A 21,497-nucleotide genomic window follows, 5' to 3' on the forward strand; every position below is an offset into this window, starting at 1 on the left:
AGCTTTCCGTTTGGCTTTCCCGTCACTTGGTTCGTTGCTTTTCAGCGTTGTGCCCCGTGTCGGTGGATGCGCATTATAGGGAAATCGAAAAACGATGCAACCCCTTTTTTTCATTTTTTTGGATCTTTTTGATCTTTTATCTTTAAACCTTCAATACTGACGGGAAATCCAACGAGAAGGTGCAATCTTTTCAACAGGTTCTATATTTAATTATTGCGATATTTGATTAAGTCGTTAATATAGCAACCTTTCTTGTTAAATTAATGTGTATTCAACGTTTTTTGGTAGATCCTTATGAATATTCTCGATCGTAAGACACTGATTACTGTACTTCTCCTGGCCATATTGAGTTATGCGCTCGGCCACTTTGTGCTCGTAAACAGTCAAATTGATCCCGCCTTATTACTGGCACTGGGCATCGTAATCGGAGGCGTGGCATCTGCTTTTGCTTCCTCAACAGGAAATACAGGTAGTGACATCAGTACCTCAGTGGAAACAACCACACTGTATGTTGGCAATTTACCTTACAGAGCAAATGAACAAGTCGTCCGGGATTTGTTCGAAAAAAAGGGACGTGTTTTTTCAGTCCGTTTGCTGAAAGATAAGAACACAGGTAAACGCCGGGGATTTGGTTTTGTCGAAATGCCGGAGCCAGATGCCCTCAAGGCCATCAACGAACTCAATGAATCTGAATTTCAGCAACGTACGTTAAAAGTCAGAGAGGCGAAACAAAAACAAGAATCGCTGACTGCTAACGATCAGGACTGATCTTAAATTTTATAGCAGCTCGTTGTACACACAAACAGGGGTGGTGCCAATCTGGTTACCACCCCTTTTTTATTACCGCGTTTATTTGCTGATCTTGGATCAGAGTATGCGCAAATGCGTCCGCCAGCCAAATGCTATAGTTATTCATGATCAAGATTGATCAGTTTGATTTCAGGCCGTTCAACCGTATGTACCTGTTGTGCCGTTGCATACCAGTTCATTGTCCCTTGTTTTATCGCTAAGCAATGAGCCTGACCTTTATCTTCCTTAACAGCACTATCTTGTGCAAGTAAGGTGCACACTCGCCTCGCAATCGCTGTACCTGAATCAATCAGAGTTACCGACTCAGGGATAGACTCACTCAGAGGTTTCGCAATGATGGGAAAGTGCGTGCAACCCAGTACCAAATGATCTAACTCAGGTGAGAGTTTAAGCTGGTTGATCTCAGCAACAAGCTGTTTATGGTCAATGTCACCAGACCAGTAAAATTGCTCGGCCAGTTCGACCAATTTAGTCGACTGATAAAGATCAACCCGGCATTCATTGGCGAATTGCTGGATCAGTTGCTGCGTATAAATATTCCGGGAGGTGGCTGGTGTCGCCAGTAAGCCAATGTGCTTTGCGCGACTGGCTAATGCCGCGGGCTTAATTGCAGGGACTACTCCGACAATCGGAATTGAGGTTAACTGGCGAGTTGCCCCCAGCGCATAGGTTGAGGCGGTATTACATGCAATCACTATCATATCGACAGGACGCTGCTCACAGTCAATCCACTTGATCAGCCCAGCCAAACGCTGCTGGATCGTCTGCTGGGACTGCAAGCCATAAGGCAACAGCTGATTATCCATCACATAACTGTAATCGGCATGCGGCAAAGCGTTACGAATGTGCGTGAGTACACTGGTTCCGCCAATACCAGAATCAAAAACAAGAATGTGTGGCACATGCGCTCCTTATTTACAGTTCGCGCGCAGTGTGCCACGGTCAGGATATAAAATAAATACTTACCTGGGCCTGCAATTCATGCAGACCTTGTTATAACTAAGCCTGTTGATCTTGCTTATCTGCCTGACGTGATTCTAGTGCAGCAAAAAAACCTTCGGCATAGTCGAGAAACTCATTCAAGCGAGCCTGGCCTTGGTTGATCCACGCCATAATATCCGGCAATTGTGCCTCTATCCCTAGTCCCTTCGCTTCATCGTGGATCCCTTCCAGACGCTGATCCAGTGGCTGTAGTGCTTTTTCCAGATCTTTCATCGGATTGCTCTGCTGATACTGAGCAATTGCAGCCGACGTTTTGGTCTGACGTAGATCCATGGTGAAATTGACGATTTGCTCGCTGTCGATCCCCAGCTCCTGGACTTTGGCAAAGGCATCATCGTAATCACCGGCAAAAAAGGTGTCGCTCACATCGCGGATGTCTTTCATCATGTCATTAATAGCGGCCTGCTCATCTTCGTTGAGGTCGCCATTCACACTGATGGAAAAATTAAGCTCATGACTGCTTTGCTCGCCATACGCAAACCCTTCACCGTCGCCATTACGCGCATAGCTTGCCGCTTTCGACTGACTCATCGCATCACTGAAAGAAATCACCACTTCGTCGCCTTCAGCTGTGGTAAAGGCATACTCGGCTTGATTAGATAAACTGGCGAATTGCGCCGCACTCACTGATACTTGCTGCGGCTTAGGATCAAACAGCTCTTTTTCAAACTCATCCAATCCTTTAAAAATCCCTTCGCGGGATTTCTCTATGCCTTCCTCAATTTCATCATTAAACAGGCCTGTGCCTTTTAAGTCTTCAGATGCTTCATCAATTCCCATCTGCACGCCTTTGCGTGCTTGATCAAGCATACTTTTGAGTGTGTCATCGTCTTCTCCGGCGGCCTTGGCTTTTTTCACCGCCCCCTGAACAAACCCCAGGACATTTTTGACTATTTCTTCAAAATCAAACAGGGGCTTGTCTTTTTCTTCTTTTTTCTCGATCCCCAACGCCTGTGCCAGTTTGTCATCGAGGATCTTTGCCGCTGCCTGAGATTTGTTTCCGTGGTAACTATCCGTATTAATTGACATATTAGGGATAAGCGATTTGGCTTTACCCGCGTTATGCTGCATCGCCGGATTCAACAGCTGATTCAACTGTCCGATTTTCATGTCTGCTCTCCGCTTTACTTGATAGTTGGTTATCGGCCAAAACACCTTAAGCTTAAGTCTATTGTACAATAAAAGAGCAAAATATTTTGCTCTTTGCTGGACAAATCAAAAGTGCATCCTAAAATAGCGCCTCTTTGCATTAACTATGGTGGTTTTAATATGGCGGTGATCACGATTGACACTTCGACCTACGAGCAACAGTTGAAAGAAAAACAACAGCGGATCAGTGCGCAATTTGCCCGCTTCGATGCGCCACAACTGGAAGTGTACGACTCCCCCAAAAGCCACTATCGCCAGCGTTGCGAGTTCCGCGTCTGGCATGATGGGGACGATCTGTTCCACATCATGTTCGATCAACAAACCAAGGAGAAGATCCGCGTTGATCAATTCGATCCGGGCGCACCGCTGGTAAACGAGATGATGCAGGTCATGATGGATAAGCTGCGCCATAACGAGCTCCTGCGTCGTAAGCTATTCCAGATTGATTATCTCACCACCCTTAGCGGTGAAGTGCTGATCAGCCTGCTTTATCACAAAGCACTGGACGACGCCTGGCAAGAGGCTATGCAGGTTTTGCGTCAGGAGCTACAACAAAGTTATAAAGTTGACTTTATAGGTCGTGCCAGAAAACAAAAAGTGGTGTTTGGCGATGACTTTGTGACAGAGCAACTCAGCGTTAATGGTAAACAGTACACTTACCAGCAGGTTGAAAACAGTTTCACTCAGCCTAATGCGGCAGTAAATGAAAAGATGTTGGCCTGGGCACAAGACCTGTGCGCACCGCTGCAAAATGATTTGCTGGAGCTGTACTGTGGTAATGGTAACTTTTCTATTGCCCTGGCCGGGCAATTTAACCGAGTACTCGCCACTGAGATCTCTAAATCGTCTGTTCATTCGGCACAATATAATATTGCGGCCAATAAGGTGAATAACCTGGATATCATTCGTATGTCGAGTGAAGAATTCACGGCAGCCATGAAAGGCGAAAAGCAGTTCTCCCGCCTTAAAGGCATAGATCTGCAAAGTTACAACTGCCAGACCATTTTGGTCGATCCGCCCCGTGCTGGTATGGACGAGCTGACCTGTAAGCTGGTCAGTCAGTACGACAACATCATTTATATTTCCTGCAATCCGGATACGCTGGAGCGCGACTTAGACATGCTGTGCGACACACACCAGGTTTCACGTATCGCTATCTTCGATCAGTTCCCCTACACCCACCATGTGGAGTCAGGTGTCTTTCTGACCAGAAAATAATAGCTCGCTACAGGCATAAAAAAACCCGCGTTCATCGCGGGTTTTTTTATCATCTTACAAATTACGACTTTTTCGCAAGGTAGTTGATCAAAGCGGCAATATCGTCCGGTGAAGTCACACCAGATTCACGCGATAAGATCAGCTTGTATTTACCATTAACGATAAACGTAGGGACGCCAGTCAGGGCACCTTTATCTTGCATTTGCTCTTGTGAACGCTTCATTTTCTTCGCTTTAGTGCGTACAGAGAAGCTCTTGTATAGCTTATCAAATTTCTCTGCTGGTACGCCCTGCGCAACAAACAAGTCTTTGATGTCAGCCACTTCATTGAAGTTACCGCGCTTAGCATGCAAGTGAGCAAACATTGCCGCAACAAGCTTGTCTTTTTGCGGCAGTACCGACGCCGTAGCAAGCGCATTACTCATCATCTGCTGAATTTCCGGGTTGCGCACGCCAACAAAGTCAACGTGGCTTTTTTTGAATTTCACGCCCTGATCCAGCTTAGGCTTAAACTCACCGATCAACGACTCAAAGTTGTTACAAGCCGGGCAGTAAAAAGAGAAATACTCTGTGACTTCTGGTTTTTTAGTACCGCGCTCTGCGACTACCTCGTAGTGCTTGCCTTCCTGAAAGTTGGCAGCCTCGGCCATCACAGGCAGTAACAGCACCAACGCGGCGGCATAAATTGATTTGAACATAGACTGCTCCCTTATTTTTCTAGTAAGTGTTTAACCAGCTCATCCAGCTCAGCCTGGCTGCTCAGCTCTCTCAGGTTAATTTTGTATTTGTCGTTCACAATAAAAGTCGGCACGCCAGTCAGTGCACCCGCTTTACTGAACGTATCTTGCTTTTCAACCATCGCTTTCTCAGCGCTGATCACTGGCATGCTGGCCATGGCAGCATCAAACTGTTCACCACTGATCCCATTGGCTTCTAGCAGCTTTTTGATGTCTTTGAGGTCTTTAAGCTGTACTTGCTGGACATGAATGGTGTTGAAGATCTGATCGCTCACCTGTTGCGCTTTGCCATGGTGCTTAGCAATGATGTAGGCATAACTCAGATAGCTCTGTACTTGCGGTGACAAGCCACCCAGGAAGTTAACGTGGCTTTTTTCAAACACAGCACCCGCTGGCAGGTTTTTTTCTAGCGCTTTGGCCACAGGTTCAAACTGGAAGCAATGCGGGCAGTAATAGGAAAAAAACTCAGTGACTTTGGCCGAGTCGCTCTTTGCAGTCGTTAATGTCTGATAGTGTTTACCATCCGTGAAGTCGGCTGCCATCGCTAACACAGGCATACACAACGCAATTAGCGCAACCTTAATCGATTTTAACATTACTATTCTCTCTAAATTTTTATGGATAAAGACTGATCGCCGCTTCATCCAGTGCGGCAAGTTGTTCTTTTAATGCCAGGATCTGCTGTTCCCAGTATTTGTCTGTTGCAAACCACGAAAAGTTCCGGGGAAACGCCGGATCATGCCAACGCTTGGCCAGCCATCCCATGTAATGCACCATACGCATGGCCCTGAGTGGCTCTATCAGAGCAAGCTCTCGGGTATCAAATGCTGCAAACTCTTCATAGCCGGATAACAGGGTATCAAGTTGCATCACCTGATTTTGCCTGTCTCCACTTAGCATCATCCAGAGATCCTGAACAGCGGGGCCCCGACGACAATCATCAAGGTCCACAATCATTAACTGTTCCTGAGACCATAGAATATTGCCAGCATGGCAATCACCATGCAAACGGATCTGCTGGAATGGTGTAAATTTTTCTTCTGCCTTGTTAATTACCTGATCAAGCACGGTACTAAACGCCAACCGCAATGTATCCGGCAGACAGTCACAGGCAAGAATATCCGTACGCGGCTGATGCAAATAGCTGGCTGTATCAATGGCCGGACGATGCGCAAACTCCTCCTGCATGGCAACACTGTGCAAGCGCCCAATATAACGCCCGAGCATTTCCAGATGATCCAGGTTGTCCATTTCAAACTGGCGACCACCAACGCTTGGAAACAAGCAGAAGCGATAGCCCTGATGCTCGAACAAGCTTTGCCCGTCAACACGTAAAGGCGCGACAACGGGCACTTCGGCTTGCTGCAAGGCGAGAGTGAAATCATGCTCTTCCTGGATCTGCTCAGAGTGCCAGCGCTCCGGACGATAAAACTTAGCCACGTAGCGGCGATTATCGTCGGCACGAAACTGGTAAACCCGGTTCTCATAGCTATTGAGCGGGAGTAACCCGGACTCAGGATAAACCCCTACGCTTTCAATGGCATCGAGGATCAGATCCGGGGTTAAATTCTGAAAGCTGAAATCAGTCATAGTTTTTACCTTTCACAGCCCGGCACCTCAATGGCGGTGGGCCAAGTAACAAAAAAGCGGGCTAACCCGCTTTTGTGATGTATATGAGTTGCCTCATTGTACCCTATCTCTGCTAACGACCTTTAAAAAAGTTCGTCGGCTGTGCAATAAACTCCGAGGGCTCATCTTTCACAGTGATGACAAACTCAAACTCGGTCACGGGCAGTGTCAGATCATATGGGTCAATGACCACAGACAGTGGCTGATCGACCGTCGAACCAGCCGCTAGCTCAATTTCCTGTTTACCGATAATGGTAAAGTCAGATAAACCTCGGATACTGATCATAAAGGTCTGAGACACCTGTGCCTTGTTGATCATCTTCAGCGTATAGGTGTTTTCGACCAGTCCTTCTACATTCACCCGGTAAAGCTGGTTTCTGTCTCGAATAATATCCAGATCCAAAGTCTTGCGCATCGCAACATTAGCAATCAGCGCACCACTGAGCACGATCAGGATCAGTAAGTAACCAATGAGCTTACCGCGCACCGCTTTGGTTTTTTCGCTGCCACTTTCCAGGTTGCGCTCAGTTGTATAGGAAATTAAGCCTCTGGGGTAATTCATTTTATCCATCACGCCATCGCAGGCATCAATACAGGCGCCACAATTAATACACTCGTATTGCAGGCCGTTACGGATATCGATGCCGGTCGGGCAAACCTGCACACACAACTTACAGTCGATACAATCCCCCAGTCCCAGGGCTTTTGGATCTTCCTTACGTCCGCGTGGTCCGCGGCTCTCACCGCGCTCGTTATCATAGCTCACCGTAAAGGTATCTTTGTCGAACATCGCTGACTGGAAACGTGAGTAAGGACAAATATGCAGACACATGATCTCCCGCATCCAGCCGGCATTTCCATAAGTACATAAGGTGAAGACCAGCACACTCAACGCCGCATAACCAGACGCCGAGAACATCAGCAGATCAGGGAGTAACTCGCGGATGGGCGTAAAATAGCCCACAAACGAAATGGCCGTGTACAGAGAAAACAGTATCCAGCTGAGGTGCTTGGCGGATTTGCGCCAGAACTTATCAAAGTCCATTGGCCGCTGGTCAAGCTTTTTACGCTGATTGGCTGTGCCCTCTAACTTTTCTTCAAACCAGATAAAAATAAAAGTCCAGACCGTTTGCGGGCAGGTATAACCGCACCACACCCGGCCATAGAAGGTGGTCACCAAAAACAGCGCGAAGGCCGCAATCATCAATATAAAGGCCAGAATGGTGAGATCCTGTGGCCACAAGGTGAGACCAAAAATATTGAATTTTTGCTCAAAGATATCGAACAGCACCGCCTGTTCGCCATTGAAGTTAATCCAGGGCAACAGCATGAATGCCAGCATACCGATAAAGCCAATCTGCTTTCGGAGTTTCTGATGCAACCCGGTGACGGCCCTGACATAGATGCGGTTGCGGGGATTAAACCTGTCAGGTTGTAAATCGTCGGGTTTGTGGATTTTGACATCGACGGGGATGTTCTTGACCTTAATTTGTTTGTCCATCACAGCTCCTTACGCGCCTGGGACAGGTACTTGCTACAGTGACCTCTATTTCATATGTCTAGTATATCAATCTGGATTAGATCTTGCTCATTTTAAAGGGAAAAGCCGACATAAAACAGCATTGAGATAAAACCAGGTAATAAAAAATTCTGAGCGCTAAACTTGCTTTTAATTCCGTCATTTTATTACACTGGCGACATCTTTTGGCTGTTTAGATCAAAGTAGTTGCAGTTATGAAAAAGTATCTGATTTTAGTGGTGGTGATCCTCGCGTTGTTCACCATAGATCATCCGAAGATCAAAGAACCACGCGAGCAAATGATCCAGTACGGCGTTGACCTGCTTGGCGACACCAGTAAAGCCCAGTACAGCCTGGCGGCCAAACTGGCACGCCAGCAGATCAATAAGGAGCTGACGCTGACCGAGTCGGAGCAGGATTACATTATGTCGGCTCTGTCGACCAATGAAAAAATGAAGGTGTTTCATCTGAAGTTTTGTGAAGGTAACGAGCTCAATATGTATTTCTATGGCCCAAAACTACTCACGGTGTGTGAAATTGCGGCCGGCTCGCTGCGTGAGGCGGGACTGTAATGGACTTTTCACACCTGAACAAAGCCAGTGCAAAATCTTTTAATGAACAAAAGGCACTGCTCAAGAAACTGAGTAAAGGCCAGACGGTGTTATGTAAGCACTGTAACCAGCCTGTTCAGCTTGATCTGAAGGTTGCCGAAGGTACCAAGGGCAGTGCACATTGTGCAAAAGGCTGCACCCACATCGAACTGGATCTGATGTAACTAACTACGTTACTCGTTATACAGGCCGCTCGCCAGGGCGACCTGCTCTATCAAGGCGGCATACCCTTGCGCAAAGTCATTGGCTAACGCCAGCTGCTCAGCACAAAATGCCGCCATATCCTGACCTGACTGCTGACAAAACTGCGCAACCTGCTGCTCCTGCAGACTGAAAAACGCCAACTGCTCTGTGGCCATTTGCAGCGCTTGATGTAATTCTTGCGATACACTGGCAGCGCTCATCAGGCGCTCATAGTAATGCTGGCTGGCCAGCAAAAAGCCCTGACTCCACTGCTGCTTTTCAGCCCAGACAGAGTCCGCCTGCACAGGCAAAGAGAATTGACCAGAGAACACCTGCTCGCTGATGTGATGATGCAGCGCCAAAAAGGCAAACACAGTGTGCTCTTCAAGCGCCTCATCGTTAACAGTGAGCTCACTCAGCCATTGCTCTGGCTCGATGCCATCCGGGCTGCAAATAAGTGCAAACAGGTAGCCTTCTACACCACGCAAGCTCAATGTCCCCGGCCGTTGTGCCAGGTAATCAGTCAGCGCCTGTTGGTGCTGCGTTTCGTAATTGAAGTTCATCATAGCTTATAAATTGACCGGGTAACGCCCTTCACTGTCCGGACGTCCTAAGAACTTAACCGCATCGTGTACTTCTTTTGGCAAAGAAGCCTCTGGCTTAATATTACCTGCAACGCGGAATTGCATATTGGCCGCCAAAGTCGCATCGGCCCGCAGCCCGAGTCGGTTTTCCGGGTCGACGGTCACGGCAATATCGCCGGATTTACAGCTCAAGGTGCCACTCATGTCCCCGATACTAAACCAGCCTGTCAGGCCTTTAATATCAATATTAGGGCTGCTTATCTCACCACTCAGCGCATCGCAATAAGGCAGTCCGGTATGGTACTTATCAATGTTCAGGATGACCCGACCTTTGGCATCTACAGGCAGAGGCAGGGTCACCTGCTGCATTGCCTGTTCAACGCTAAAACGTAGCACCGCGTCGTCCAGCTTTGCCGCTTGATCCAGCAAAGACACTGAGAAATTGCTGTTGCCAGAGATTTCGTCAAGCGCTCTGGGAGAGCCAAACCGTACTTTACCCTGTAACTGTCCGGTCAGCAGTCCCCAGCCATTCAGCTGCCAGGTGACATCATTAAGCTGGACATTTTCGTAACGAACTTCACTGATCCGTCCTTCCCAAACAGAACCCGACACAGCACCAATGGCCAGCGCTCTGGGCAGGGAGCCCTGTGATAGCTGCAAAACGATGCTCGCTGGCATACTAATGGCTGTAAATACGCCAAAGGCCAGCAAAAAAACCAGCGTTAAACTGATGATCTTCTTCATACTTAATTCTCTAATACCAGGCGGCTAACGCGAACATATCCGGGGGCATCTTCCTTCCCCAGATCCAGATTAGCCACTTTAACACCATGCTGATTGGTCAGCTCGTCCAGCCAGGCAATCAACTGGTTAAACTCCACATTGTCGATATTTACACGCAGTGAATTATCGCTTGGCTGCATTTTGCTGATGGCAATTTTATATTTACCACGCGTGCGGTTGACCAGTTGCGTCAGGTTCACATTAGCCGCGGCAGCACGGCCTGCCCCCTGGCTCTTTAATTGCGTCACACTTTTGCCCACCCAGGACACCAGCGCCTGTTGTTTATCGACTTCGTTGGCGGCTTTTTCCACCGCGCTGTTAAGCGGTCGGATCACGCCCATCACCAGCACAAAAATACAGAAGACAACGCCCGCAACGATCAGCAGCTTTTGCTCCTGCTCTTTCAGAGATTGCCAATAGTTAATCACTTGCTGTTTCATGCTGCACCTCGAATGCGGATCTCACCGATCACGTAGTCGCCGTCATTGTTGAGTGCGCCTTGCTGCACCGTCATACCGCGTTGTTCCAGAATACTCTTCACCTGACCAAAGACCTGGAAGCCATTGGCTTTGGCTCGGATCCGCAGCTCATTACGGCGTTGATCATAACGCAGTGTCTCCGGCTCGAAGTCCTTTACCTCATCGAACACAGTGACAAAATGGTTGGTCAGCTCCAAAAACCCGCCTTGCTGATCGCCCGACAAACTGTTCAGTTCGTTCTGGATCTGTTTTTTCAGCAAGTGAGGACGTACCACCTTGTTCGGAAACGCTTGCTTGTAGCTGGCAATTGCCTGAGCACTGAGTTCGTCTGCCTGATTTTGCAGCAACAACAGCTGTGTGGACTTGACCGCAATAAAGCATACCAGTGCCACTGATGCGGCAATCAAGCCACTTTGCCAGTCGCGCCACCACTGAGGCTGCTTTTTCTTGGCGGCAAATTTACCCTGACGCAGGTTAAAGCTCTGCTGCTCCAGCTGCTTTGCGAACAGTGCCAGTGGTAAGTCGTACTCACTTTCCATCGCTTCCAGTGATTTAGCCGATCCCAAGGTCTCGCCCGGGCTGTAATGCTGAATACGCTCAGCTGGCAACAAGCTCAGATAACCTGCCAACCAGTCCGGTTCGACACCACTCACCTGCCAGTCAGCCGTACGGAACAACCACTGGGTGCCCAGCTCGATGGCACTGATGGCATTTTGTGCAGGTTCGGGTAGCAATAAGGCATCCGGCAACAAGCGCTGAACGCTGATATCAAAATCATCGAATAACGCCATCCAGCCGGTGAGCCAGGCTTTATCACACAGCGCAACATCTATGGTGTGCTGCTCATCACGCTGTCCTGCTTTGCCAACCGCGATAAACGCCTTATCAATGTCGCAGGCAATCTGCTCTTCCAACATAAATGGCAAAGCCTGTTCCAGCTTGCGGTTCCACTTTGCCGGCAAATCAATCGTTTTTAACTGCACACTAGAGGCAGGCAGCAACACGGCTACCGAGCGGCTTTGTGCTTTTTCACTAAGCTCACCGAGTAGTCCGGCATGCTCCAGCTCACCACTGGCAATGATCTGCGCGTCTTGCGCCGACCAGACTAACCAGTGCACCGGCTCTTGTTGTGAGTGACCCACACGGATCATCAATTTTTCTGACACTAAACGCCTCCAAATTTACGCGCTAGGATGCTCGCCCGACCATCTTTTATTTCGATTATTGAGGTCAGGCGAAACAAACGCTCATCGAACTGAGCCTTTGCTCGTAACTTAAAATAATTGCTTGAAATAGTAAAAATTTTATCGTTTTTTTGCTTATCAGAGGCGCCCTGATTTGCTGCCTCTGCGTAAAAATCCTGCACTGAGTCGAAACCCTTTTCCGGTCTGGCCGAAATAATCGCTTCAGCACCCGACTGGCTCAACCCCTCCATTAATGCGCTCAGTAGCAACGCCTGCTCGGGTTGAATGGTATTAACATTGATAGCCAGCTCAGTGCTGCCCGGGATAACACACACGTAAGGCAAAAGTTTTTCCATTACCAGTGGGTTAAACCCCTTGATGATCCTCAGCTCACTCACCGAGGCAAACAAGTTGTTTGCCGTCAGGTATGGGGTTCTGAGCGACATATATTCGTCTTCTTCTGCACCAGAGCGAAAAGTGATGCTGTCGTCATCCAGCCAGTCATAGACGCTGTCTGCCATGGCCTCTTCGCTTTCCTCACTGGGCAAGTCTTCGATGTTCTTTAACAGCTCAAGCAGCGCTTTGTGTGCCGGGTTTGTATTATTTCGGCCACCGCTATTTTGTTGCGGTTTATTGCGTAGCGCATTGAGGTTTAAACATGCCTGCAAATCGGTGATCTGGCCGCTCAGTGTGCCATGATCAACCGGGTAAGGCACTTCTTCCAGCGCCCAGGGCTGGCCAAGGTGAACTTTATCTGGCTCGTCTTTACGGCTATCGAGCAGCACCTTTTTAACCAATTCCTCCGCCCCATAGCTGTACCACTTGGCCTGCTGATGAGTCTGCAGATTGGTGGCCTTTTGTACCTGTACCATCAGACTCATGGTCATTTCAGTTGCGATAGTCGCAGCCAGGGCCACAATAAACAAAACGATGACTAACGCAGCACCACGTTGAGATTTCACGCTAGCCCCTCCTTTGTCCATCATTGTTACCCTGACCTGTGTTGTTGTTATTGTTGTTATTGTTGTTATTGTTGCTATTGCCATTGCTGCTGGCCTGTTTCACTTTGCCATCGCCCGGAGTCAAAAATATCCGACGGATGGGGTCAGCCTCTTTTTGCTGGATCGTGACCGCAACCGCCAGAGGCAATGCTTTAATATCCCAGCTATTTTGCCATTTCTGTTTGTCGTCCAGGAACTCAAATTTGAGCTCTTCAACGTTTTCCAGGATCACCTGGCTGCGGGGTTCCGTGCCATCCAGCTGATCAACATAAATTCGGTATATACGCTCCAGATTGTCATCTATTACCCGGTATCCGACTGCCTGCAACTCAGAGCGCGGCAGCAAGCTGATCGGGTTGGTCCAGCCGTCGCGCACAAACGCAATGCCGTCGTACTGGCTGCTGAGGTTATAGCGACCGTGGATGATATAAGTCGGGCTGAAGTCTCCCGCCTCATTACGCACTTCCCGCTTGGTCATCTGGTTGAAATCCTGATCCATCAGACGAAACATGGTTTGCAATGATTCCAGCTCTGCCACCGTTTCTTCAGATGCCTCCTTGGCTCTGAGGGTGGTATCCAGGATCTGGTGGGTTGCAGTCACCACCATGGCCAGAATAGCCAGTGCCAGCAATACTTCAATCAGGGTAAAACCACCCTGGCGGGAGGAAATATGCGTACGCATTATCGCTTCCCTTTCTTGTAGATAAAGGTGGTCAGGTCATACACTGAGTGTTCACGTTTCTCATCGGAAAACACTTCTATTGTCACCTTCACAAAAGTGGGGTCGGCCGTTGCCAGGGTCGACTGGGACCAATACCAGGTTACCCCGCCCATTTCCTCATCGCCCTTCAGACCATTTTTTACGGCACCTTCTTTGGCGCCCGCACGCATCATAACAAGGCGATTTTCGGCCACCCAGGAGGCATAAGCTTGCTGCTCCAAAGTACTGATGTGATTGATGTGCTCGCCGGTTGCCTGCATCGCGGCTATACCTGCCACGGCACAGATACTGAGCGCTACCATGACTTCAAGGAGCGTAAAACCAGCTTGTTTTGTCCGTGCAATCAGGCCACTCATGAATCTTCCGGCTCCTTGCGCAAATTCACCGGCGCCATAAACTCGCCTTCAATAAAATACACAGGCTCGCTTTGCTCTTCGAGTTCCAGGCTGAGTTGAAAAGCGCTCACTTCACCCGATGACAGCAACAAAACCTGGGGAATTTTCAGCTTTTTCAGTTCCAGCAAGCTCTCTTCATCACCGCTGCCCATCAACTCACGCCAATTTGCCTGCTCCAGCATATTGTCCTGTGCCCAAGCCAAATCCTCTGTGCTGAGTTCAATTTTATACTCATCAGAGTACTCTACCGCCTGGTAGAGCTCTTCTGCATCGAAGGTCGTCCATTTCTCACCATCAAAGACCAGGAATTCCAGCTTCTTTTTATCCAGATGAAAACCCAATTCGATTTGATTGAGAATGGCGAACTCAGAGGCCATGTTGATCACACTGTGCAGTCGGAGCGCCTCACGCTCCAGCTCTTCTTCCATATCGTCAGACAGCGTATAAGTGACCAGGTTGACAGAAAAGCCAATGATCACCAGCACCATCAGGATTTCGATAAGGCTAAAGCCGCTCTGGCGAGTGGATTTAGGCAGGCGTGCCTGATGCACGCCCGGCTGAACATTGACTGCTGTATGCATAAGGATTAACGGTCTTGTTCGCTGTCCCAGTTGCCCAGGTCATCTTCGGTGCCTACTTCGCCATCAGGACCCATAGAAAAGATGTCGATTTTACCCATTTCACCCGGGCTCACCAGCTGGTAAGGGTTACCCCAAGGATCTTCCGGAAGCTTTGAAATGAAGCCGCCATCAGGGAAGCGCTTAGGTACTGGATCTATGGTGGTTTGTGTTACCAAAGCTTCCAGACCTTGCTCTGTGGTTGGGTACTTTTTGTTTTTAAGCTTATACATTTTCATTGCGTCTTCAATCTGACGAATGTCCAGCATCGCTTTTTCTTTTGCTGCTTCTTCTTGTTGACCCATAATGTTGGGTGCCACGATAGACATGATCATACCGATGATCACCAGAACGACCATTACTTCTAATAATGAAAAGCCGGATTGTTTTTTCACGTTGATTACCTCAATGCTATTAGCGTGCGGCGTCAGACCGACACGCTGATGTTGTACATGCAATTAATTTGACTACAGACCAATTGCTTTGTTCATCGCCATGATTGGCTGTAGGATAGCCATTACGATAAACAGCACGATCACGGCCATGCTTGCAATCATGGCAGGTTCGAGCAGTTTTAACGAAACGCTGACCATACTTTCGAATTCCCTGTCCTGGTTGTTGGCAGCACGCTCAAGCATCTGTTCCAGCTCACCGGACTTTTCACCACTTGCAATCATATGAAGCATCATGGGCGGAAATAACTTTGTTTGTGCCAGTGCAGCACGCAGGCTTGCACCTTCACTGACACGGGTTGCCGCTTCTGTCACGGCCGCTTTTATCTTCTCATTTTCCAGTACCTGACCGGAAATTTTCATTCCTTCCAGCAAAGGAACTGAACTGGAGGACAAAATACTCAAAGTACGAGCAAAGCGCGCGGTATTAATCCCCCGGCTGATTTTACCTATCCCCGGAAGCTGCAATAGCTTCCCATCGTACCAAAAACGGACTTTAGGCCGTTTCAGCGCTTGTTTGATCAAAAAAACACCACCGAATATCACAACCAACGAAATCATCCAGTATGCCTGCACAAAATTACTGGCCGCCATAACCCATTCCGTTGTCCAGGGCAGAACCTGTTTAGATTTCTCAAACGTTTTTAATATTTTAGGCACCACGGTACCGAGCAGAACCGACACAATCGCGATGGCAAATATCACCAATATGGTCGGATACACCATCGCCTGGGTGATCTGACTGCGCATGTGCTGTCGTTGTTCGGTGTAATCCGCCAGACGATTTAATACTTGATCCAAATGACCCGACTTTTCACCAGCTGCCACCATGGCTCGATACAAGTTATCGAACACGTGCGGAAACTCTGACATACCATCGGCCAGGGTGTAGCCTTCCACCACTTTCGAGCGCACCGCCATCAGCATGCGCTTAAGGCGCGGCTTTTCGCACTGCTCTGCAACGGCCATCACCGCTGCCTCTACCGGTAAAGAAGATTGGATCAAGGTCGCAAGCTGACGCGTGATCAGGGCAATATCAGAGACTGAGGGCTTATAACCTCGCGTCAGACTGAAACCACCCGAGCTGGCGGATTTTTCTTTTTCCGCAGCGGGCGAGACTTCCAGCGGCATCATGGCTTTTTCGCGCAGCATCTGGCGAACCTGTTTGGCGGTATCCGCCTCCAGTATGCCTTTTTTCTCTTTTCCCTTGCCGTCTAAAGCACGATACTCAAACGCAGCCATTAGCCTTCCTCACGGGTGACCCGCATCACCTCTTCCAGCGTTGTCAGGCCTTTCAGCACCCGGGCACAACCGTCCTGGCGAATACTGGGGCTAAAGGTACGAATGTACTTTTCAACCGACTGCTCACCTTTACCATTGTGGATCAGTTCACGAATGTGCTCGTCTACAATCAGTAATTCATGAATACCGGTTCGACCCTTATAGCCATTGAAGTTACATTCTTCACAGCCAACGGCGCGATAAATCGTCGTTTGCGAACCTTTTTCAACACCCAGCAACTCGCATTCTCGATCGTCCGCCAGGTGGGCTTCTTTACAGTTCGGGCATAAGGTTCGTACCAGTCGCTGTGACAATACACCTAGCAAAGAAGATGACAATAAGAAAGGCTCAACCCCCATGTCTTCCATCCGGGTGATCGCACCGGAAGCCGTATTGGTGTGCAGCGTTGACATCACCAAGTGACCGGTCAATGACGCCTGTACGCCAATCTGTGCGGTTTCGAGATCCCGGATCTCACCGACCATCACCACATCCGGATCCTGACGCAAGATTGCGCGCAGGCCACGGGCGAAGGTCATATCCACTTTCGGGTTAACCTGAGTCTGACCAATGCCCGGAATTTCATATTCAATCGGGTCTTCAACCGTCAGTATGTTGCGGTCTCTGGAGTTTATCTGCGTCATACCTGCATATAAGGTGGTACTTTTACCAGAACCCGTTGGGCCGGTGACCAGAATAATACCGTGAGGTTTGGCAATGATCTCGGCAAACAGCTCGCGGTTGCGCTCTGTCATACCCAAATCTTCGAGGTTCAGTCGCGCGTTGTTCTTATCCAACAGACGCAGTACGACTCGCTCACCAAAGCTTGATGGCATGGTCGATACCCGCACATCAACGGCGCGACCGGCGATCCGCAAACTGATGCGGCCATCCTGTGGCACCCGCTTTTCTGCGATGTCCAGTTTAGCCATAACCTTGATCCGCGACACCAGCAGCGAGGCTAATTTACGATTTGGCTTAAGTACTTCTTTTAGCACGCCGTCGACCCGGAACCGGATCACCAGCTCCTGCTCGAAGGTCTCGATGTGAATATCCGAGGCCCCTTCTTTGATTGCTTCACTGAGCATGGCATTGATCAGTTTAATGATCGGTGCATCGTCATCGGCAGCAAGCAAGTCTTCGGTTTGCGGCATTTCTTCGGCCAGCGAGAATAGGTCGACCTCGTTGCCGATGTCTTCCATCATTTGCTGTGTTTCTGAGCTGTCACGCTGATACGAGGCTTCCAGCAGCAACTCAAACTTGTCGTCGTCCAGTTGCTCCAGGGTAAAGCCATCCTGAGCAATGCGCCGCACTTCAAGCAAGGCATCCAGAGAAGGCTGACCTTTGTAGTACACCTTAAGCCCGTCCGGCTGCTGACTTAACAACAAGCTCTGACGTCTGGCATAAGCAAAGGGCAGACGCACATGGGGTGCGGGCTCTGCTTCCATTTGCTCGTCCAGCGCTAGCGCCGTCTCGTCATGACCGTCAATCAGTTCCTGTATTGCTTCAGTCATCTTTCTTCTCGTTTTGCTCGCTCAGAAACTCTTCGTACGTTGGTGGCAACACCATCGCATCATCCCACTGAGGCAGAATAGGTGCATCTTCCAGTGGCATCAGATCAATACCATCTTCACGCTGCTTGGACTGCTCACCACGGATAAACTTGTATTTAGCATGGCTCAGTTCGTTCATACTGCGGCTGTCACGAACAATCGTCGGGCGAATGAAGACAAGCAGGTTACGCTTACGCTTAGTCGTGTTCGTTGACTTAAACAAGTGCCCTAAGATTGGAATATCACCCAGCAGAGGCACTCTAGACACACTTTCCTGCACGTCTTCGTCAATCAGACCACCCAGGATCACCATGCCGCCATCGTCGGCAATGACGGTTGTGTTAATCGCACGCTTGTTCACTGAGATATCGACCGCGGTTGCACCACTGACGCTGGACACTTCCTGCTCTATGGTCAGCTGTACCGCAGTGCCATCATTAATTTGAGGCGTGACTTTTAATTTCACACCCACTTCCTGACGATCGACCGTCTGGAACGGGTTCGAGTTATTTTCACTGGCCGTGGAGCCTGTGATAATAGGGACTTCCTGACCGACAATCATGGACGCTTCTTCGTTATCCATGGTGGTGATCGACGGTGTCGCCAGAATGTTTGAATTGGTATCGGTCGAAACTGCCTGAATGATCGCGCCCCAGTCGTTTTTCACAACCCCCATCGCCAGACCATTGATGCCACCCAGCAAGGATCCCAGTGCACCTAAATCACCTTCAACGGTTTCGTTGTATTCTGTTATCTTGGTCGGATCTTCAGTACCTGCCTGAGTTCGAACCACGGTTTTATCACGGGCCTGTTCGGCTGCCACAGCCAATGCACCCACAGGTACGGTTGTCCCATTATTAAACTGCAACATGCCGCCTTTTTCGGTGATCCATTGCAAGCCAAAGTTGATGCCGTCACCTTCCTGTACTTCTACCACAATGGCCTCAACCAGTACCTGAGCACGACGAACATCGAGCTTTTCGATGACGCTGGCCAGTGAACGCATGGTATCTGGCTGTGCGGTGATAACCAAAGAGTTCGAGTCTTCGTGTGCTTCAATGCTGGTTTCATTCTTGTTGCTGCGGGTACGTGTCTTGCTACCGCCCTGCGCTTCTTCTTGCAGCGACTTGCTCACACCTTGTAATACTTTAACCAGCTCCTCGGCCTTAGCATAATTCAGGTAGAACACCTGAGTATTGCCCTGATTTTCGAGCTCTTCATCCAAACGCTTGATCAATTCAATAGCGCGGGTACGCGCTTGTACTTCACCGCTGACCACAACGCTGTTGGTACGATTATCCGAGACAATTTTGGGGATTAAAAACTCCGGGACCTGGTTCTTACCGCCGTCTTTATAGATTTTCTCAACCACCTGGACGACATCATCGGCCGTCGCATGTTTCAGACGCACGATATCAACGCGCTGGTCACCCGCCTGGTCCACTGACTGAATAATATTCACCAAACGGTTTACCGACGCAGCATGACCTGTCAGCATCATCACGTTGGCTGAGTTGAAGTTGGTTACGTGGCCACCGTCTTTTTGGTCACTGAACTGGCGGATCAACGGGCCCAGTTCCTGTACGCTGACGTTTTTAACTTCCACAACGCGGGTGATCATCACATCCCCGTTGTTGTCGCTTCCATCTCCGACCAAAGGTACATTGGCTTTTTTACCATCCGAGCTGCGAACAACCTTCAAAACCCCGGTTTCCATTTCAACGACCGCGTAGCCGTAGACTTCGAGGACATTGAGGAAAAACTGATAATAGAGCGCCTCATCCATTAACTCATAGCTGCGGACGTTGATGTTACCGCGCACATTCGGGTCAATGATGATGGTTTTGTTGAGGTTTTTACTGATGATATTAATGAACTCGTTAATATCAGTGCCTTTAAAGTTGGCCGCATACTCAACCGCAGAAACAGACAAGGACAATCCAGCCGCTATTAACAGAGCTGCATACTTAGCTAACCCTTTTTTGATTTTTGTGAGGTGTAGCTTTCTACCCATGATTTTTATAACTCCAAAATTATTGTCTTTACAGGCTAAATTGCACATCGACAGTTTGGCCGTCACGTTCAATCGTGATACTGGCGTCAGTGCTATTTCTCAGCTCGTTCATCGCTGACATAGCCTGTTTCATATCCGTGAGTTGGAAGCCATTAATAGCAATGGCGAGATCGTTATTTTTAAGACCCATTTTTTTAAACAGCTCAGGGTCTTTGCCCGGACGCAAACGATAGCCAACCAGCTGACCGTTGCGCCTTTCAGGCGAAATACGAATGTAATCGAACAGTTTACCCGGCTCAGCCAGCAACTCATCACGGCGTTGCTTAAGTTCTTCACGGGCTTTATCACTCATTCTGTTTGGTTTAGCGGCTGTGGTACGGCGCGACTGCACAGGCGTAGCAACCTGGCGGCTAAATTCAATACCGTCGAGCATCAAGGTTTCAAAGCGGCCACTGACATCGAGGATCACCCGATCTGGCAGTACCTGAGCCAATTTAGCGCGTGTACCCTTAATGGCATCCTGGACCAGATAGGTTTCCTGACGGCCCTGAGATTCGATAATTGCCAGTCCGGCAGCATCATCTTGGCTGACCGCGACAATGCCCGTCAGGCGCACATTTAACTGGGTTTCAGGCGCATCGGAAATAACCGGCTTAGGGGCTTCAACCACAGGCTTTTCATTGGCTTTGCCAAAGACATTATGACCTAAGATAGAGCGGCTACTGACGGCTGCTGAATTCTGTGCATAAACTTGAGATTGGGTTGGCAAAGGCTGGGTCTGAGGTACTGGCCAAAGCAGCCAAAATAACTTAGCAAAAAGAAACGCGATATACACAACAGCCAAATACACCACCAGGCGGCTAAGCTTCGCATGGGGTAAGTTATGTAATAATTTTTGCAACTGTTGTAGCTGTAATTCCATATGTCATATTCTTATTCTGTTGAGCGCCTCAGTGTACCGCCTCGAATTCGATTCAACAAGCACGCGTATATGAAACTTTAAAGTAAATAGGTACAACTTAGAATACCTAACTGAACACAGTATTAACAAGACCTGTGGCTGAGATATAACCACAGCAGCGCGTGTTCAGATGCTTTTTTTGCCTCATCAAATGTGTTAAATTTCACCGATTAAATTAGCTTTGGGCATTAGTTAACGAATTGTGACAAAAGTCAATCAAGAAAACAACCTAAGCGAAGTGAAAGTACGCCTGGACAAATGGCTCTGGGCGGCACGCTTTTATAAAACCCGTACCATTGCCCGTGAGATGATCCAAGGTGGCAAGGTACACTACAACGGCCAGCGCTGTAAACCCAGCCGAATGGTTGAGGTAGGCGCAACCATCAAACTGGCACAAGGCTTTGATGAAAAGGAAGTCACCGTGCTGCAAATTATGGAAAAGCGTCAAAGTGCCCCCATTGCTCAGACTCTCTACGAGGAGTCCGCTGCCAGCCTTGAAAAACGGGCGCAAAATGCCATTGCGCGCAAAAACAACAGCTTTTTTGCCCCGCGGCCGGAGCATAAACCAGATAAGAAGCAGCGTCGCGAACTGCTTAAATTGAAATCTAGCTAGGA

24 protein-coding genes are annotated in these 21,497 nt (G+C 48.9%); 5 read left to right on the forward strand and 19 right to left on the reverse strand.

Translation table 11 applies throughout. From position 1 onward, the window contains the following. Positions 1 to 294 precede the first annotated feature (294 nt). The gene (locus TW77_RS21580; RefSeq protein WP_046007030.1) at positions 295 to 768 is read left to right on the forward strand and encodes an RNA recognition motif domain-containing protein; all 474 of its coding nucleotides are present in this window, start codon (positions 295 to 297) and stop codon (positions 766 to 768) included. Between the two features lie 140 nt (positions 769 to 908). Here the strand turns inward: TW77_RS21580 and murI are convergent, their stop codons facing one another. After that, positions 909 to 1,712 carry a glutamate racemase gene (gene murI / locus TW77_RS21585; RefSeq protein ID WP_046007031.1) on the reverse strand — a complete coding sequence of 268 codons (804 nt, stop codon included), beginning with the start codon at positions 1,710 to 1,712 and terminating at the stop codon, positions 909 to 911. A gap of 97 nt (positions 1,713 to 1,809) precedes the next feature. Next, positions 1,810 to 2,922 (reverse strand): DUF5610 domain-containing protein, encoded by a 1,113-nt coding sequence (locus TW77_RS21590; RefSeq protein ID WP_046007032.1) that lies wholly within the window; start codon positions 2,920 to 2,922, stop codon positions 1,810 to 1,812. Between the two features lie 159 nt (positions 2,923 to 3,081). Between TW77_RS21590 and trmA the strand changes: the two genes are divergently transcribed. After that, positions 3,082 to 4,179, forward strand: coding sequence for a tRNA (uridine(54)-C5)-methyltransferase TrmA (gene trmA, locus TW77_RS21595; protein WP_046007033.1), 1,098 nt, complete (start codon positions 3,082 to 3,084; stop codon positions 4,177 to 4,179). A 61-nt stretch (positions 4,180 to 4,240) separates the two neighbouring features. Here trmA and TW77_RS21600 read toward each other — a convergent pair whose 3' ends face one another. From TW77_RS21600 to ccoG, 4 genes are all read right to left on the reverse strand, one after another. Continuing rightward, positions 4,241 to 4,876 (reverse strand): thiol:disulfide interchange protein DsbA/DsbL, encoded by a 636-nt coding sequence (locus TW77_RS21600; RefSeq protein ID WP_046007034.1) that lies wholly within the window; start codon positions 4,874 to 4,876, stop codon positions 4,241 to 4,243. Positions 4,877 to 4,887: 11 nt separating this feature from the next. Beyond that, positions 4,888 to 5,511 (reverse strand): thiol:disulfide interchange protein DsbA/DsbL, encoded by a 624-nt coding sequence (locus TW77_RS21605; RefSeq protein WP_046007035.1) that lies wholly within the window; start codon positions 5,509 to 5,511, stop codon positions 4,888 to 4,890. Between the two features lie 19 nt (positions 5,512 to 5,530). Continuing rightward, positions 5,531 to 6,505, reverse strand: a complete 975-nt coding sequence (locus tag TW77_RS21610) for a serine/threonine protein kinase (protein ID WP_046007036.1) — start codon at positions 6,503 to 6,505, stop codon at positions 5,531 to 5,533. Between the two features lie 112 nt (positions 6,506 to 6,617). Next, entirely contained in the window at positions 6,618 to 8,045 is a 1,428-nt protein-coding gene (gene ccoG / locus TW77_RS21615) for a cytochrome c oxidase accessory protein CcoG (RefSeq protein WP_046007037.1), read from the reverse strand. A 233-nt stretch (positions 8,046 to 8,278) separates the two neighbouring features. Here ccoG and TW77_RS21620 point away from each other — a divergent pair, with 233 nt between their 5' ends. Both TW77_RS21620 and TW77_RS21625 read left to right on the forward strand, forming a co-directional pair. Further along, entirely contained in the window at positions 8,279 to 8,635 is a 357-nt protein-coding gene (locus TW77_RS21620; protein WP_046007038.1) for a hypothetical protein, read from the forward strand. Next, positions 8,635 to 8,838, forward strand: coding sequence for a hypothetical protein (locus tag TW77_RS21625; RefSeq protein ID WP_046007039.1), 204 nt, complete (start codon positions 8,635 to 8,637; stop codon positions 8,836 to 8,838). The genes TW77_RS21620 and TW77_RS21625 overlap by 1 nt, the downstream gene beginning before the upstream one ends. Before the next feature lie 9 nt (positions 8,839 to 8,847). Here the strand turns inward: TW77_RS21625 and TW77_RS21630 are convergent, their stop codons facing one another. The 13 genes from TW77_RS21630 to gspC form a co-directional block, all read right to left on the reverse strand. Continuing rightward, complete coding sequence (locus tag TW77_RS21630; RefSeq protein ID WP_046007040.1) at positions 8,848 to 9,423, reverse strand: UPF0149 family protein; 576 nt, start codon at positions 9,421 to 9,423, stop codon at positions 8,848 to 8,850. Between the two features lie 3 nt (positions 9,424 to 9,426). After that, the gene (locus TW77_RS21635) at positions 9,427 to 10,185 is read right to left on the reverse strand and encodes a type II secretion system protein N (RefSeq protein WP_046007041.1); all 759 of its coding nucleotides are present in this window, start codon (positions 10,183 to 10,185) and stop codon (positions 9,427 to 9,429) included. A 2-nt stretch (positions 10,186 to 10,187) separates the two neighbouring features. Next, positions 10,188 to 10,664, reverse strand: coding sequence for a type II secretion system protein GspM (gspM, locus tag TW77_RS21640; protein ID WP_046007042.1), 477 nt, complete (start codon positions 10,662 to 10,664; stop codon positions 10,188 to 10,190). Continuing rightward, positions 10,661 to 11,869 (reverse strand): type II secretion system protein GspL, encoded by a 1,209-nt coding sequence (gene gspL / locus TW77_RS21645; RefSeq protein ID WP_046007043.1) that lies wholly within the window; start codon positions 11,867 to 11,869, stop codon positions 10,661 to 10,663. The genes gspM and gspL overlap by 4 nt, the downstream gene beginning before the upstream one ends. Beyond that, positions 11,869 to 12,870: a type II secretion system minor pseudopilin GspK gene (gspK, locus tag TW77_RS21650; protein ID WP_046007044.1), complete on the reverse strand. Its 1,002-nt coding sequence runs from the start codon at positions 12,868 to 12,870 to the stop codon at positions 11,869 to 11,871. The genes gspL and gspK overlap by 1 nt, the downstream gene beginning before the upstream one ends. Further along, the gene (gene gspJ, locus TW77_RS21655; RefSeq protein ID WP_046007045.1) at positions 12,851 to 13,570 is read right to left on the reverse strand and encodes a type II secretion system minor pseudopilin GspJ; all 720 of its coding nucleotides are present in this window, start codon (positions 13,568 to 13,570) and stop codon (positions 12,851 to 12,853) included. The genes gspK and gspJ overlap by 20 nt, the downstream gene beginning before the upstream one ends. After that, positions 13,570 to 13,965, reverse strand: a complete 396-nt coding sequence (gene gspI, locus TW77_RS21660) for a type II secretion system minor pseudopilin GspI (RefSeq protein WP_156158728.1) — start codon at positions 13,963 to 13,965, stop codon at positions 13,570 to 13,572. The genes gspJ and gspI overlap by 1 nt, the downstream gene beginning before the upstream one ends. After that, on the reverse strand, positions 13,962 to 14,585 hold the full coding sequence (locus TW77_RS21665; protein WP_275041940.1) for a prepilin-type N-terminal cleavage/methylation domain-containing protein: 624 nt from the start codon (positions 14,583 to 14,585) through the stop codon (positions 13,962 to 13,964). Before TW77_RS21665 ends, gspI begins: the two co-directional genes overlap by 4 nt. Positions 14,586 to 14,590: 5 nt before the next feature. Continuing rightward, on the reverse strand, positions 14,591 to 15,016 hold the full coding sequence (gene gspG, locus TW77_RS21670; protein WP_046007086.1) for a type II secretion system major pseudopilin GspG: 426 nt from the start codon (positions 15,014 to 15,016) through the stop codon (positions 14,591 to 14,593). A 72-nt stretch (positions 15,017 to 15,088) separates the two neighbouring features. Beyond that, positions 15,089 to 16,315 carry a type II secretion system inner membrane protein GspF gene (gene gspF, locus TW77_RS21675; RefSeq protein ID WP_046007046.1) on the reverse strand — a complete coding sequence of 409 codons (1,227 nt, stop codon included), beginning with the start codon at positions 16,313 to 16,315 and terminating at the stop codon, positions 15,089 to 15,091. Then, positions 16,315 to 17,868, reverse strand: a complete 1,554-nt coding sequence (gspE, locus tag TW77_RS21680; RefSeq protein WP_046007047.1) for a type II secretion system ATPase GspE — start codon at positions 17,866 to 17,868, stop codon at positions 16,315 to 16,317. The genes gspF and gspE overlap by 1 nt, the downstream gene beginning before the upstream one ends. Further along, positions 17,861 to 19,921: a type II secretion system secretin GspD gene (gene gspD, locus TW77_RS21685; RefSeq protein ID WP_046007048.1), complete on the reverse strand. Its 2,061-nt coding sequence runs from the start codon at positions 19,919 to 19,921 to the stop codon at positions 17,861 to 17,863. The genes gspE and gspD overlap by 8 nt, the downstream gene beginning before the upstream one ends. Before the next feature lie 28 nt (positions 19,922 to 19,949). Further along, the gene (gene gspC / locus TW77_RS21690; RefSeq protein ID WP_046007049.1) at positions 19,950 to 20,843 is read right to left on the reverse strand and encodes a type II secretion system protein GspC; all 894 of its coding nucleotides are present in this window, start codon (positions 20,841 to 20,843) and stop codon (positions 19,950 to 19,952) included. Between the two features lie 241 nt (positions 20,844 to 21,084). Between gspC and hslR the strand changes: the two genes are divergently transcribed. Continuing rightward, the gene (gene hslR / locus TW77_RS21695; RefSeq protein WP_046007050.1) at positions 21,085 to 21,495 is read left to right on the forward strand and encodes a ribosome-associated heat shock protein Hsp15; all 411 of its coding nucleotides are present in this window, start codon (positions 21,085 to 21,087) and stop codon (positions 21,493 to 21,495) included. The last annotated feature ends 2 nt before the right edge of the window (positions 21,496 to 21,497 follow it).

It is taken from the genome of Pseudoalteromonas rubra (genome assembly GCF_000967655.1).
GTDB lineage: Bacteria > Pseudomonadota > Gammaproteobacteria > Enterobacterales > Alteromonadaceae > Pseudoalteromonas > Pseudoalteromonas rubra_A.